The following is a 14,306-nucleotide window of genomic DNA, read 5'->3' on the forward strand; positions in this document are numbered from 1 at the left end:
TGCTGATGCGATCCGCCTTATCAGAAACGCTGGTTTTTAGCGCGGGGGCCGGTTGGCTGTGCGTTGGATTGACCCACCCCTACTACCGTATGCTCTTTTACCACTATCAAGGGTCTGTTCTTAGCATTAGGGCCGGTAATGGCTCGCTCAGATACCGGATGAGTCACAACAATTTTAGAGTCGGGCATGTACTGAACAGGCGTAGCATTTTTAGCCTTAGGCCCTTTGAGTGAAGACCGCTTGGTCATTTTAGTAACCTCAGTAACCTCGTTCGTGGAGTACACAGGCGTTAAGCGCAGATCACGCGTAGCGATGGGATGGAGAGGCCATCCCTGTAGAGTAGTTGAGAAAGAGACAATGAACAAGGTAAGGAGCCAGGTGCTGGTTTGCATGAGTGTTTACTTGAGTGAGCAAGTGTTTCTGATTACACTGCAAAAATGCACACACAAAGGCCCTGCCCGATAGAACAAACCCGGCAAATCAAATCACATTTCCGACACCGCGCCATAATAAATCCGACAAGGCTAGCACATTTCCGACATCCCTGAGCCTCAGACGCTTTCCTGCAACAAGGCCGACGGACTACGGCCAAACTCCTGCTTAAAACACTTGGAGAAATAGGAGGGGCTGGGAAAACCCGTTTGAAACGCGATTTCCACAATGTTGTCCTGCTGGCTCAGGAGCAGCTCCTTGGCCCGGTGCAGGCGTACAGAGCGAATCAACTGGTTGGGCGACTTGTTGGTGATCGATTTGATTTTACGCTGCAGTTGCCGCTCGCTGATGCCCACTTCCTGGCAAAGCACTTCGATGCCGAACGCTTCGTCGGCCAGATGGTGGTCGATACTCTGCAAGACATCTTCGAGAAGCGAGCCGTTCTGCGGCAGAGGTTGCTGCGCATTGCCGTGCCAGGGCAGGTGCGAGCGCAGCTGGTCCATCACCAGAAACAGGGCCAGCGGTTCGGCAGAGGTAGCCTCGAAAAGAGTTGTATGCGGGGCGAAATTGAGGCCCGCGCCCGATAACAGGTACTTGACGGTCTGCGTCACGACGATCTGGTAGGGGCTGGCCTGCCTCGCAATCGCAGCCACGGTCTCCACGGCCTCTCCACCCAAAAAATTGACGCCCTCGACCACACACTCGCCGATGTGCATCCCTACGGTCAGTTGTACGTTGGTGCCCTGCAACGTATCGCGCAAATCGATACAGCAATGGACCGCTTTGCTGGGGCCTTCGAACGTGGCCACGAAGGTGTGCAGGTGGTCCTGCACCACGTGGCCCCGGTATTGCTCCACCAGGCGATCTACAATCGCCCGCGGCTGCAGTCCGGTAGGCTCGGACGGCGAGAGGCGTCCTACTACAATGGTCAGCAGGTGTTTGTCGTACTTCCGGTTGGGCTTCACGTCCCGAATAAAGGCTTTCATTTCGGCCATGACCGCCGCCGTATTGCCTACCCAGAACAGGTGATCGCTCCCCTCTAGCTCCACGAACTTAGCGCCCCGGATGCGCTGGGAGATGAAACGTCCCTCTTCAATTTTCACGTCGATGTCGTGCGTACGCTGCATCAGCAACGTGGGCACTTCGATGGAACCCAGAATGTCGATGATATCTACCTGGGTATTCATTTTGGTCAGCACCAGCGCCGCACTCGGACTGGCCCCCGAACGGAAGTAACTGGCCAGCCAATCCAGAAAAGACTTGTCGTCGACTTTGGAAGGCGCCAGCGATTCCAGCCCCATGTCACCGCTTCCCCAGCTGTTTTCGATCATGTCGTACACCTTCTGTCGCTCGTCGTCGGTCGGAGCCCACGGATACTCGGGGGTGTAGCGTCGTTTGGCAAACACCCCGAAGGTGATGAGGGCCATGGTGCGGTTGGGATACGTCGCGGCAAACAGGGCCGACACCGACCCGCCCTCGGAATGCCCGAACAACACGGCCTTTTCTGACCCCACCGCATCCATTACGGCCCGTATGTCGTCCATCCGTTCTTCGAGGGTCGAGAGCTCCACCACGCGGTCGGACAGCCCCGTCCCCCGCTTGTCGAACAGAATGACCCGGGCAAGGGTCCCCAGTTCCTGTAAGAAGCGCACCAGTTCCGGACAGGCCCACATCCAGTCGATGTTCGACACCCATCCGGGAATGTACACCAGGTCGATCGGTCCGGAGCCGAATACCTGGTAAGCAATGTTGATACGACCACTTTTTGTGTATTGGGTGGCTGGCTTCATTACGATGTTCGATTAAGATCCGCTGCAAACGCTCACGAGGCGGGTGCAGGCTTTTGCAGCGGGGGCTGGCGGCGGCGGAGCGTTACCGGCAGACAGCCTGCGGGTCAATTTGTCGATAAGTTTTGGGAATACCATAGCCCAGCGGTGCCGGAACGCTGGTTTTCTGCCTGACGAAGGTCCCAAGGTGGCATGGTAAAGTCCCGTCGGCCAGGTGGCAGACTTCGCTTCGGGAACGCTACCCACCTCAGGCGCAAGACAGCATTACGCCTGCAAATGGTGATTCTCCTCGTATTTCCGATCACTCCTTTTCCTACCGGTGTCTTGCTCGCTATTTCTGAAAGGGGCCTGTGACTTGCTCAAAAGCGATGCATCCTTTTAGCAAACGTCCTGTTCGGAAAGCATGCCCTGATCTTCGTTCGATGATGGCGCCATCCACGCAACTCGACCTTTCACAACAAGCGCACATGCCGCGCACCCCGCTTCTGGCCCCGGTGGGCTGGGAACGCACGAACCGGCTGAACCTCTCCCACGTGGCCTTGCTGTATCGTTTCGATTACTAACCTGGAAGAATTGTGTGTTTCGGCTCGCTTCCGCACATGGACGAAAGAAGCTTTTTATTGATTCGCCGAAGCAATTCCCCGGCTTTTGCCATTGCCCTCGTACGCTCTTGCTTTTTTCCAACTTTATCTTCGCAAAAACCTTACACAGGCACGAGATTTGATAGCTTCGTTTCTCGGGGAAAGGCCCCACTCCCCTATCTTGGGGTCCTATTCTTATGAAAATACTGCTGGTAGAAGACGAGCCCAAAGTGGCTCAGTTTATCAAAAAAGGGCTCGAGGAGCAATCTTACGAAGTGGAGGTAGCCTACGACGGCTTTCTGGGACGGCGCATGGCACTGGATCGCCCGTACGACCTGATTGTACTGGACGTAAACCTGCCGCAGGTGAACGGATACGAGGTGTGCCGCGCCATTCGACAGCACGATGCCAAGGTGCCGGTCCTGATGCTGACCGCCTTCGGGACGATGGACGACAAGGTGATGGGCTTCGATGTAGGAGCCGACGATTATCTGGTAAAACCGTTCGAGTTCCGGGAGCTGCTGGTCCGCGCCCGCGCCCTGTACAAACGCACCCAGTATACGCCCCGCGACACGAACGTGCTGCGCGTCGCCGACCTGGAACTGAACCTGGAAGAAAAGACGGTGCGCCGTGGCGACACGTCCATCCAACTGACCGCCCGCGAGTTTGCCCTGTTGGAATACCTGTTGCGCAACCGCAACCGCGTGGTGTCGCGCATCGACATTGCCGAGCGGGTCTGGGACGTGTCGTTCGATACGGGCACGAACGTAATTGAGGTGTACGTCAACTTTCTGCGGAAGAAGATCGACCGCGACTTCTCACCCAAGTTGATTCATACGGTGGTGGGCATGGGTTACGTCCTGCGTGCGTCATGACCATCCGCGAAAAAATCAGCTACCTCTTCGCCTGCATCACCGCTTCTATCTTACTGGTTTTTTCCCTCGCCATTTACTTCTTTTCGGCGCAATACAGCCTGCAGGCGTTCCAGACCCGGCTGCGCGAAAAGGCGTTTACCACCGGTCGTCTGCTGATCGACGTGCAGGAGATCGACGAAACGCTGCTGAAAATTATCGACCATAACAACCTCACTTCGTTGCCGAACGAGGAGGTCATCATTTACGACTACCAGAATCACATCCTTTACAAGAGCGGAACCGACACGCTGTTTGTGCCGACGGAAGTGTTGAACCAGGCGCGTCTGGAAGGAGAATACGCCTACCGGGCGGGCAATCGCGAAGTCGTGGCCGTCAAATACACCGATCCGGAAAACCGGTTTGTGGTGGTGGCGTCGGCGTTCGACCAGTACGGCCGGGGGAAACTGCGGAACCTCGCCCTGATTCTGGCCCTGGGGTGGCTGGCGTGCGTGGGGGTAGTGATCGGCGCAGGTTTTTTCTTTGCCCGGGGGGTGCTGCACCCGATGACCCGCGTGGTCGATCAGGTCGCGCGGATCTCGGCCTCGAACCTGGACGCGCGCGTTAATGAGGGCAACGGACAAGACGAAATTGCGCAACTGGCCCAGACGTTCAACCAGATGCTGTCGCGCCTGCAGGCCGCGTTTGAGACCCAGCGTAGTTTTGTGGCGAATGCATCGCACGAGTTGCGTACGCCGCTGACCGCCATGGCGGGCGAAATCGACGTTGCCTTACTGCAGGAGCGCTCGGTCGAAGAGTACCAGGAGGTGTTGCAATCGGTGCAGGACGACAACAAACAAATGATTCGCCTGGTCAACAACCTGCTGGCGCTGGCCCAGGTCAGTGGCGCCACGGCGTCGCTCCCCCTGCGCCCCGTCAGCATCGACGAACTTCTGTGGCAAACGCGCGAACGTCTGTTGCAACAACACCCGGCCTACAGCGTGGACCTCTGGTTCGGTACGGTCGACGAGGGCGATCTGGAAGGCGAAGGCAACGAGCAGCTACTGCAAACAGCGTTTTTTAACCTGATGGAAAACGCCTGTAAATATTCGGACCCACATTGGGTGGGCGTTGAATTGAGCACCACAGCGACGGCCCTCTGCGTCCGCATCATCGACAAAGGTCCGGGCATTCCGCTGGCTGAACAGGCGCGCATCTTCGAACCCTTTTTCCGGGCTAACCACACCCAGCGGGTGGCCGGACACGGCATTGGGCTTTCGCTGACACAGCGCATTGTGCAGTTGCACCAGGGCACGCTCGCACTGCATTCGTCCGAGGGGCAGGGCTCTGTGTTTACCGTGACTTTGCCGAGGGCAGTCGGGGTGGGGACTTCCGCCACAAATGCGCTCATAGCCAGCGCAAACCCAGGGTAAATATTGTTTTAATTTCTTTTTAATCCGGTCTTAAACCCGCTTTAATGTGGGGCCAGGATCTTCGTAACGAAAACATCACGGATGCCCCAATGCGCGTCCAAAGCCCGTTACGAACATGAAAAACCCACTTATTTTCCGCCCGACGGTTACGGCCCTCTCGGACAAAGATTTCGCCACCGTTCCCTCACGTCGCACGTTACTGATGGCCGCCGGTTTTGCGCTGCTGATGCTGATTGCGTTGTCGGTCATGAACATTCGCCTCACCCAGCGCAACAACAACCTCACCGAATTACGCGATGCGGCGCTCCTGAGGGGCGACTCCCTGTTCGCGGCCGAGCTGGCCACCCACCGGGACCTGACCACTACGCAAGAACAGCTTTCGCGCCTCAACGGCGAGCTGAACCAGGTGAACGGCCTGCTGGCCAGCGCTCGCAACGAAGTGAAAAACCAACAATCGCAACTGGCGCGGGCATCGCAGGAAAAAGCCGCGCAGCGCGCCGCCCACGAACGGAAACTGGCCGAGGCCATGGCCCTGCAAAACCAGCTGGAACAGCGCGGCACGCAACTGCAGCGCGACATGAGCAAACTACAGGCCGACAACACCCGCCTGCTGCGCGAAATCGAGGCGCTTCGTGCCGAACGCGACGATTTGCTACGGCGCATCAAAAAGGCAACCCGACTCCAGGCTCATTCCATTCAGGCTCTTCCCCAACGCCAGCGCCGCAACGACCGCTATTTCCCGACCCTGCGGGCCAAACGTACCCACCGCATTCAGGTGACCTTCACGCTGGCCGAAAACGTGCTGGCGCCCGCCGGAAACCGGACGCTCCGCGCCCAACTGGTCGATGCCCGGGGCAAAGAAGTCACCAGCGAAACGGAAACCCGTCAGACGATCCGCTACGAGCAACACGCTCAGGAAGTCACGATGCAGTGGACCCCCAGCGCCCGGTTAGCCGCCGGTGACTACACGGTAAAGCTGTATTGCGACGATCAGGAGATCGGCAAAGCACCGATCACGCTACGATAAGTTAAGTAAGAGAGGAAGCAGAGAAGCCCGTCCTTCAGCAATGAAGGGCGGGCTCTTTTTTTAAGGTTGAGGCGCTCCTTGAAAGAACGCAGCTTTTCAGACTACTTGACGACCCGAACGCTGCGCAACAGGCGGCCAGTCTGTGCATCGTGGAGCTGCACAAAGTACACACCATGCGGCAGGTTGGCCGTCGCGATCTGCACTTCGCCGTTCCGGACGGGCTGCTGTGTTTTCAGCACCACGGCCCCCAGCGTATTGAAGAGCAGAACACCGGCTTCTTGCGGTGCCTGCTCGCGGAAACGTACGTGCAGTTCGTGCGCAAACGGCACGGGATATACCTGCACCGACGCGGCGCTGAGCAATTCTTCGGCGGCCGTTGTCAGTGTATCGACTTTGATGCCGTAGAGCGATGTAGAGCCACTGATTTCGTTCGCGACGACCAGCATGGGCTCGCCGTTGGGGCTGCTTTCGGCCGGGATGAAGACCAGCCCTTCCGGCCCCAGATCGCCGGCAGTGCCGGCTTCCGCATCGCCCGAAAAATCACGGTTGTTGACGTAAGCAGCATACTGCGGCATCGTCGGGTTGGTCACGTCGTAGACCATGACGCCGCCGATGCGCTCCAGTCCGACAAAGGCATAGGTGCGCCCGTTGATCACACCGGTCGTAACGCCTTCGGGTTCGGGGCCTTTGGCGTCGCTGCGGCTATCGAACGAGCCGTTTTCGTCGTTGGTGGAGTTGAAATCGTCAGGATAGGTCGCGGCCGTCACCTGCTCAATCGCGTCACCACTGTCCCATACCAGGTTTCCGTACGCATCCCAAATGGTCAGGGAACGGGCACCGTAGGCAAACAGGCGGTCGTAGTCGCCGTCGGCATCCAGGTCACCGTCGATGCTGGAGACGCCCAGACGTCCCAGGTGGGTTGCTTCCTGCAAGGTAGCGGCCTCGGGAAACGCCACTTCATCCAGCTCCAGGTCTTCCACCCGTTCGTCTTCGCCGCGGTCGTCGCCTTCGTTCGCGGTGATGTAGTAGGTCTCACCGTTGGCTTCGAACGAGGCAATGCCGTCCGGCATAAACATGCCGTATACCGGCCAGTTCTGAATGTTGATCGCTTCGTCGTCGTCGCTGGCATCCAGGCCGTTCCCTCCCGTAAAGCGGATTACGCCCAGCGACACGTCGCTCGAGCCTTCCAGTCCAAAGTCGTTGTCGTTGATTACCGCCAGTGAGCCGTCGGGCAACACGGTTACGCCCTCGGCTTTGTCACTCGGCAGGTAACCCACCGACGGCAGGTTCAGCACCTTGGCCTTGAACACGGGGCGAATGCCCAGCGAATCAAGCTGATCGGGCGTGTACTGCTCAAGCGCCCCGTTCGCCAGCAGCTCAGGTGCCTCCCTAGCGAGCAGGTTCGTGGCTCCCCGCAAGTCGATTTCAAAAATGTATTTCTTCGCGGCGCTCGAAACGTCCGAGTCACGCTCAATGACATAGATTCGACCAGTCGAGGCGTCCCAGGCGGCATCGCCGATTTTATCGACCAGCGACTTCCGACGTTCCGGTTTTTCGAGCAGATAGACGTATTCGGCGACGGGGCTACCGGTGGTCGGATCAATGCCCAGAATGCGAATCACCTGAGAGTCATCAGACGCAGCGCGATCGGGATTTTGCAGCGGCGTTTGGATAAACGCGTAGAGGATGTTGTTGTCGGTATCGAGCGCCATGCCTTCAAACCCCCGGTTCGAGCGGCGCGTTGCGTAGACGGCGGGCAGAGTCTCGTCACCAAACGTGCCTGCCTCTTCGTTGACCAGCGCGGCGGTGCCTTCCGGCACAAAGCGGTTGATCAGTTCGCCTTCGGCCGAGAAGTGATAAAGGGATGGCCGGTACTCGTCGACCATCCAGAACGAACCGTCAGGCGCTTTTACAATGCCTTCCAGGTCGGCCCCGTACGGATCGTACGGCAGGACATTGCCCAGACCGTCGATGGGTTTTTCGTCTACGCCCGGCAGGTTGGGAAAACCCGTAATGGGCAACGTAGAATCGCCCGAAGGACGATAGAGCATAACGGTGTCGACTACGTCGATGAGGCCCGTGGCGGGGTCCATCGTAAAGCGGTAGAGTTTCGCTTCGTAATCCGGCAACAGAAAAACGCGTCCGGTGTCGGTTTCGGCGCCGTTGGGGCCGCGGTCCGGCACGGTCAGAAACTGGTATTTCCCATCAACTTCCGCCTCAAAGAAGAGCCCCGACAGGCCGCCGAACAGCACGTCATTGCCCAGCTGGTCTTGTCCCAACACAGGTTCGTTGAACGTGTATTCCGTCAGCTCGGGTCGGCCACGGTCGTGGAGCTTCCAGCCCAGCGGGTAGATGTCGAGCAGCGCAGCAGTGGCGATGTCGATCACTGCAAAGGCGTTGGCCTCCTGTAAGGTGACAAACGCGGTGGTGCCATCGGGCGAAACAGCGATGTACTCCGGCTCAAAATCGTTGGCGGCCGCAATTTCGGTGAAGAGGCGTACGCCCCGGCTGCGCAGTTCCATTTCGCGACCGTTGTACGCCGCGAACGAAACCGTGGTGGCGGTGGGGTTGGTGTACCCATTGCTCAGGTCGATGATGGTGACCGATCCTTCCGGGTCTACTTCTTCGCCCGGCTCGCCTTCGTTGGCCACCAGGATTTTCGCCCCGTTGGGCGTGAACGTCAACATGTCGGGCAAAGCGCCGACGGGCACGGTCGTGAACTGGCCCGTCAGGGCGACCGTCAGCACGTCGCCAATCAACACGACGCCCGGGTCAGTGGCAGGATCGGCTTCTACGGCGACGGCCACCAGGCCGTTGGCCACCGCAATGCTGTTGGGCGATCCGCCCCCGGTCAGTGCCGCGATGTCGACCGACGTAGCTTTGGTCGGATTGGTCGGGTCCGCCACGTTGAGCACGTCGACGGTAGCACCTCCCGCGTTGATCACGAATAGCAGTTGCGAGCCGGCATCGTACGCGGCAATTTCGGCGGCTCCTTCGTTAAACACTCCCGTTTGGTAGGTGCTCAGCAGTTGCAGCTGAAGCCCAACGGAATCGGCGGCGACGGCGACGGGTGCCTGGGCGTGGGACGTGTGGAGGGGCAACAGGCCCAGCAACGCCGACAGTGCCGTGGCGCGCCAGCCTGCTTTGGGGCAAAGCGCAGGTAAGGGTTGAAGCATAGAAAAGGCAGAATACATGACGCAATAGGGTTAGTGCGACAAAGATTGGGATCCGACCTTGCAGAAACGTTACCCTTACATTATCAATGTGTTAATCCGTCAGGAGAGGCGCAGCGCCTTTTGGCAGAAGCGTGTGGCAGTTTTGTTCTGGTTATGTCGGGGATTCGGAGCATATTTGCACCAACTGTTCCCGACAGAACACCGCAAAACTTTTTCAACAGTATATTCGTGTGATAGAGCGAATCTACTCAACTTTACCCCTACTAGCGCAAAACCTCTTCCCTCTCATGAAACAAGACCTGTATAATTCTACGACGCAGCGCGGTCCGTTCATGACCTTCTTACGCGATTTCACCAAAGTGAACGCGCCACTGGTCATTTCCGTCGTGTTTGTTATTGCTCTGGCGCTTCTGGTCTACAGCTTTCTCCAGATTTCGGTGCTGGCGACGCTGGGATTATTCTTGTTCGGGTGGCTCTCGTTCACCCTGGCCGAATACCTGATGCACCGCTACCTGTACCATATTCCCACGCCTACGCCCCGCCACGAACAGGTTCAGTTCGTATTGCACGGTGCCCATCACGTCACGCCCCGCGACAAAGAGCGGCTGGCCCTGCCCCTACCGCTCGTGCTGATTCTGTCTGCGGTGCTGGTGGGACTTTCCTGGTGGCTGGTCGGTGCCTATGCCTTCGCCTGGACGGCGGGCTTCACGTTGGGCTACGGCCTGTACCTTACGGTGCACTACACGGTACACACCTACCGGCCACCGAACAACCTGTTCCGGTATCTGTGGATTCATCACAGCATCCACCATTACAAAGACGACGAACGCGCCTTCGGGGTCTCGTCGCCGTTGTGGGACTGGGTCTTCGGGACCATGCCCCTGCGCGACAGCGTGGCGTCGTCGCGCAAGATTCAGGAGGTATAAAAACAAAAGACTTCTTTCCAAAAGGCCGCGGTTTCGTCGGCCTTTTTTTGTTGCCGGTCAGGCATGAAAAAAGCCGCACTGGAAGTACGGCTTCTTATTCAAGCTGAAAAAATTTCTTACAGTCGAAAAAGTGGGTTCGTATTGTAAAGACGCGCTTATTTTGATAAACGTTTGTCCGAATCGGCCATCTGAGCAAAGAACCCGGCGAAATTGCGAAATGGATCGTTGTACGCTCCGGTCAATCGGCGAAAAGTGCCGATTGGGCCGAAAAAGCGGTGTATTTCGAGCAAAAAACGCACACGGAAAGCACAAAAAAAGCCGTAGCATAGGCACGGCTTTTCTCTAGTTGAAAAAGTAAACAAGTTGAAAAAGTGGGTTCGTATGGTGCAAACGCGCCGCGCGACGGCAACGTTTCCTCGCTTCCTGCCCAATCGGCCATCTGGGGCATCCGACCGACGAACCGCCGCATCCAGTCGCTTACTGCCTACCGGCGTTTAACATTCCACAACAGCCGCCCGTTGTGTAGTTTTGATCGCTCGTGCATACTACCCCGAAAGTCTCTCCGCCCCGCCCCGATCCGGCCCAGCTGGGCTTCCGCCGTCGTCCGATGGTCGACTGGTACGATCCGCGGCAACTGGCCCAAACGGGCTTGCGTGCTCTTATTTCCTCTACCTTCGGTGCCTACATCGACCGGCGCGAAATTCAGTCGTCGCTGGCTCCGCCATCTACGTGCCGTGACTTTGCTCAGCACAACGAACTGGTGGTCGATTTTGTGGCCGACCTGGGTTCCGGCTGGAATCCTACCTACGCCATGGCCTACACGCTCGCGCAGCCGGAGCTGACGCTTGTGGCGCCCGACGGCACGACGCAGACCACCCGCCGCGGCGACGTGCTGGTGATGGGCGGCGACCAGGTGTACCCGACGGCCACCTGGGAAGAGTATCAGGATCGCCTGGTGGGGCCGTACCACGCGGCCCTGCCGCACGCCTCGGCCAACCCGGCGCTCTTCGCCATTCCGGGCAACCACGACTGGTACGATGGCCTCACGGCCTTTCTAAAGCTCTTCTGTCAGCAACGTTCCATCGGAGCGTGGCGCACGCAACAGTCGCGCAGTTACTTCGCCGTCGAACTGCCGCACCACTGGTGGCTCTGGGGCATCGACATCCAGCTGAATGCCGACATCGACAAACCACAGCTCGACTATTTTCAGGAGATTGGCCGGAAGCTGGGACCGGACGACCGCGTGATGCTCTGCACGGCCGAGCCCTCGTGGATTTTCCAGGCCTACAAAGGCACCACGAAATCGCACGAAAACCTGGAATTCTTTTGTGACAAATGCCTGGGGCCGCACCGCCGACCGGTGATTACCCTCTCGGGCGACCTGCACCATTACGCCAGCTACCGCACCGAACAGCCGCCGTTCCGCTGGAAATTCACGGTGGGCGGTGGGGGCGCGTTTACGCACCCGACCCACCCGTTTCCCGATCAACTCACCTTACCCGAAGGGCACGCCGCCTCCGAAACCGCGGCCGACCCGCTCGCGCAGGTACCCTACCGGGCGCAGACGTTCTTTCCCAGCAAAGCACAGAGCCGGCGGCTGGCGTGGCGCAACCTATTGTTCCCGCTGATCAACTGGCGCTTCAGCCTGATGATGTCGGCCTTTTGCCTGATTTTCTCGTGGGTGCTGGCTACCGCCTCGGGCACGGTGCTCTACGACCCGGAGGTCAACGAAATCATCCGCCACACGCCCTTGGGCGACCTGGCCGAGACCTCGGCGATCTGGCACATTTTTACGATTTACGGACAGGCGCTGCTGAAAAATCCCATCCTTATGCTGATGCTGGTCGGGCTGCTGCTGGCGGTCTACTTTTTCTCGGACCGTAGCCAGCAACGGAAGCTTCCGGCGCAACTGACGGGCCTGTTTCACGGCTTGTTGCAGGGCCTACAGGTGCTGGTGGGCGTCTGGATGGCGCAGTACATCACCCATACGTCCGTGACCATGGGCATGCCCGGGGCCTACGCGCCGTTCCTGTTCGTGCTGCTGTTGACGGTGGTCGGCGGTTTTTTCGGCAGTTTGCTGATGGGCCTGTACCTGTTGTTCTGCACGCTGGTATTGCACACGCACGAAACCGAAGCCTTTTCGTCGCTGCGCGATCAGGATCACAAATGCTTTCTGCGCCTCCACCTGACCCCCGAGCGACTCACGCTCTACCCGATCAAGGTACCGTGTGTGCCACGCCAGTGGGAGTACCATCCGGGCACCCGCCAGTCGTGGTTCACGCCCAAAGCGCCCCTGCGGCACGAGCTGATCGAACCGCCCATCGTGATTCGGCATACGAAACCCGACTAACCCGGCGTTGTGTTCTGCGTTAAAACAGGAGAATCATGTTAGAAGATTAGAGAATCCATGCAAAAAACCATAACCTATGTACTGGGCTGCGTGCTGACCGTTTCGCTGGCCCTGACCGGCTGCGACCGGAACGGTAACCTGAACATCCTCTCGGTCGAGGACGACAAGCAGTTGGGGGCTCAGCTCGATGAAGAAATCCAGACCAGCGGCGACTATAAAATCCTTTCCGAGAACGACTATCCGGAAGCGTACCAGCACATCCGCCGGATTACGAACAACATTCTGAACTCGGGGCAGGTCCCCTATCAGGAAGAATTTGCCTGGAAGGTGACCCTTATTCGCGATGATACCACGCTCAATGCCTTCGCAACGCCGGGCGGTTACATTTATGTATACACGGGGCTGATCAAGTACCTCGACGCCGAAGACCAGCTCGCCGGGGTGCTGAGCCACGAAATCGGGCATGCGGCCCTGCGGCATACGTCGCGGAACCTGACGAAAGAGTACGGCATCGATGTGCTGTTGCAGATCGTGCTGGGCGAGCAAGCCAACAACACGCTGGCCCAGATTGCCCGCAGTTTGAACAGCCTGCGCTACAGCCGTGACTACGAGCGCGAGGCCGACGACGCGTCGGTCGTGTACCTGTCGCAAACGCCGCAATACGAGTGCGACGGCGCGGCCGGGTTCTTCATCAAGCTGGAAGAAGAAGGCAACGCCAACCCTCCGGAATTTCTGAGCACGCACCCCAACCCGGAAAACCGCATCGAGGCCATCCAGGCCAAAGCCACCGAGTTGAAATGCAGCACGGAATTGCAGGACCCGCCCACGTACCAGGAATTGAAGAACAGCCTGCCATAAGGTCAGGTGCCTTACTATGCAGAAAGCCTTCCGCGACGAACACGGAAGGCTTTTCTATGCGTTTTCGGGAAGTATTCGGGACCTCGTCCTTAATTGCTCGTTAGCTTATCGACCCGGTCTTCAGCGACCGAATCGGCCACGGTGTAACCCGCAGCGGGTTCGATTACCTCCAGGCGAATGGACGCCGTTCCATCATCGATCATGTCCAGTTGGCGGGCGGCCGCTTTCGACAGGTCCAGAATGCGCTGGGAATGGTACGGTCCCCGGTCGGTGATTTCTACCGTTACGGTGCTGTCGTTTTCCAGGTTGGTGACGGCCACTTTGGTGCCCAATGGCAAAAGCATGTGGGCCGCGGTCAGGCTGTCTTTTCGGTACGGTTCGCCGTTCGACATGGCGTTGCCCTGCAGCATGTTGGCATAATAAGAGGCCGTTCCTTCCTGCTGGTAAGGCTCCGGGCCTTCTTCTTGCGCGGAGGTTTCTGACTGGCATCCCGCCAGCAACATCGCGCTGAACAAGCCGACCAGCATCCACACGAAGTGGAAGGGACGCCAACGAAGTTTCGGTTCGGTTCGACAATCGCTATCCATAGAGAATGACTTTTTTCTGAAAATTGCTTTCTTATATGTACCGCAAAACCCGGCGGGAGGTTTTTCGAAAAAAGACGCTTTCATATCCGACCTAAATATCGTTCTTTTGCGCACAGTTCAAAATTTCACCAGAAACCGGGCGACATGCCCGCTCTATTTACGTTGACATGGGCATCTTAGGTATTTCTTTTTTCGCAGCACTGTTGGGCGTTTCTGCCGTAATCGGCTTCTGGCTTCAGGGCAAAGACAACGAGCGTCGTAAAGAGCGCGGCCGCCTGTAAGCCCACGCGCGTCCTGA

10 protein-coding genes are annotated in these 14,306 nt (G+C 58.1%); 7 read left to right on the plus strand and 3 right to left on the minus strand.

Annotated elements, in window-relative coordinates; all coding sequences use genetic code 11:
• Nucleotides 1-551: 551 nt before the first annotated feature.
• Entirely contained in the window at nucleotides 552-2,222 is a 1,671-nt protein-coding gene (locus tag BLR44_RS13740; RefSeq protein ID WP_089682761.1) for an alpha/beta fold hydrolase, read from the minus strand.
• 419 nt (nucleotides 2,223-2,641) lie between these two features.
• Here BLR44_RS13740 and BLR44_RS28900 point away from each other — a divergent pair, with 419 nt between their 5' ends.
• The 4 genes from BLR44_RS28900 to BLR44_RS13755 all read left to right on the plus strand — a co-directional run bounded on the left by BLR44_RS28900 (nucleotide 2,642) and on the right by BLR44_RS13755 (nucleotide 6,111).
• On the plus strand, nucleotides 2,642-2,782 hold the full coding sequence (locus BLR44_RS28900) for a hypothetical protein (protein ID WP_218127071.1): 141 nt from the start codon (nucleotides 2,642-2,644) through the stop codon (nucleotides 2,780-2,782).
• Nucleotides 2,783-2,997: 215 nt separating this feature from the next.
• Complete coding sequence (locus BLR44_RS13745; protein ID WP_089682763.1) at nucleotides 2,998-3,675, plus strand: response regulator transcription factor; 678 nt, start codon at nucleotides 2,998-3,000, stop codon at nucleotides 3,673-3,675.
• Nucleotides 3,672-5,084, plus strand: coding sequence for a HAMP domain-containing sensor histidine kinase (locus tag BLR44_RS13750; protein WP_089682765.1), 1,413 nt, complete (start codon nucleotides 3,672-3,674; stop codon nucleotides 5,082-5,084). Before BLR44_RS13745 ends, BLR44_RS13750 begins: the two co-directional genes overlap by 4 nt.
• A gap of 115 nt (nucleotides 5,085-5,199) precedes the next feature.
• Complete coding sequence (locus BLR44_RS13755) at nucleotides 5,200-6,111, plus strand: hypothetical protein (RefSeq protein WP_089682767.1); 912 nt, start codon at nucleotides 5,200-5,202, stop codon at nucleotides 6,109-6,111.
• A 101-nt stretch (nucleotides 6,112-6,212) separates the two neighbouring features.
• Here the strand turns inward: BLR44_RS13755 and BLR44_RS13760 are convergent, their stop codons facing one another.
• Nucleotides 6,213-9,287 carry a choice-of-anchor I family protein gene (locus BLR44_RS13760; RefSeq protein WP_143017281.1) on the minus strand — a complete coding sequence of 1,025 codons (3,075 nt, stop codon included), beginning with the start codon at nucleotides 9,285-9,287 and terminating at the stop codon, nucleotides 6,213-6,215.
• 287 nt (nucleotides 9,288-9,574) lie between these two features.
• Here BLR44_RS13760 and BLR44_RS13765 point away from each other — a divergent pair, with 287 nt between their 5' ends.
• From BLR44_RS13765 to BLR44_RS13775, 3 genes are all read left to right on the plus strand, one after another.
• Nucleotides 9,575-10,213: a sterol desaturase family protein gene (locus tag BLR44_RS13765; protein ID WP_089682771.1), complete on the plus strand. Its 639-nt coding sequence runs from the start codon at nucleotides 9,575-9,577 to the stop codon at nucleotides 10,211-10,213.
• Nucleotides 10,214-10,751: 538 nt separating this feature from the next.
• Complete coding sequence (locus BLR44_RS13770) at nucleotides 10,752-12,563, plus strand: metallophosphoesterase (protein ID WP_143017282.1); 1,812 nt, start codon at nucleotides 10,752-10,754, stop codon at nucleotides 12,561-12,563.
• A 57-nt stretch (nucleotides 12,564-12,620) separates the two neighbouring features.
• Nucleotides 12,621-13,421 carry a M48 family metalloprotease gene (locus BLR44_RS13775; protein ID WP_089682775.1) on the plus strand — a complete coding sequence of 267 codons (801 nt, stop codon included), beginning with the start codon at nucleotides 12,621-12,623 and terminating at the stop codon, nucleotides 13,419-13,421.
• Nucleotides 13,422-13,510: 89 nt separating this feature from the next.
• Here the strand turns inward: BLR44_RS13775 and BLR44_RS13780 are convergent, their stop codons facing one another.
• Nucleotides 13,511-14,008, minus strand: coding sequence for a septal ring lytic transglycosylase RlpA family protein (locus BLR44_RS13780; RefSeq protein ID WP_176956038.1), 498 nt, complete (start codon nucleotides 14,006-14,008; stop codon nucleotides 13,511-13,513).
• Nucleotides 14,009-14,306: the final 298 nt, after the last annotated feature.

Origin of the sequence: Catalinimonas alkaloidigena (assembly GCF_900100765.1) — a bacterium.
GTDB lineage: Bacteria > Bacteroidota > Bacteroidia > Cytophagales > Flexibacteraceae > Mooreia > Mooreia alkaloidigena.

Bases quoted from the DNA above. Each gene is read 5' to 3' on its own strand.
- BLR44_RS13745 (WP_089682763.1), top strand. From the start codon at position 2,998: ATGAAAATACTGCTGGTAGAAGACGAGCCCAAAGTGGCTCAGTTTATC.
- BLR44_RS28900 (WP_218127071.1), top strand. From the start codon at position 2,642: ATGATGGCGCCATCCACGCAACTCGACCTTTCACAACAAGCGCACATG.
- BLR44_RS13740 (WP_089682761.1), bottom strand. From the start codon at position 2,222: ATGAAGCCAGCCACCCAATACACAAAAAGTGGTCGTATCAACATTGCT.
- BLR44_RS13775 (WP_089682775.1), top strand. From the start codon at position 12,621: ATGCAAAAAACCATAACCTATGTACTGGGCTGCGTGCTGACCGTTTCG.
- BLR44_RS13765 (WP_089682771.1), top strand. From the start codon at position 9,575: ATGAAACAAGACCTGTATAATTCTACGACGCAGCGCGGTCCGTTCATG.
- BLR44_RS13755 (WP_089682767.1), top strand. From the start codon at position 5,200: ATGAAAAACCCACTTATTTTCCGCCCGACGGTTACGGCCCTCTCGGAC.
- BLR44_RS13780 (WP_176956038.1), bottom strand. From the start codon at position 14,008: ATGGATAGCGATTGTCGAACCGAACCGAAACTTCGTTGGCGTCCCTTC.
- BLR44_RS13750 (WP_089682765.1), top strand. From the start codon at position 3,672: ATGACCATCCGCGAAAAAATCAGCTACCTCTTCGCCTGCATCACCGCT.
- BLR44_RS13760 (WP_143017281.1), bottom strand. From the start codon at position 9,287: ATGCTTCAACCCTTACCTGCGCTTTGCCCCAAAGCAGGCTGGCGCGCC.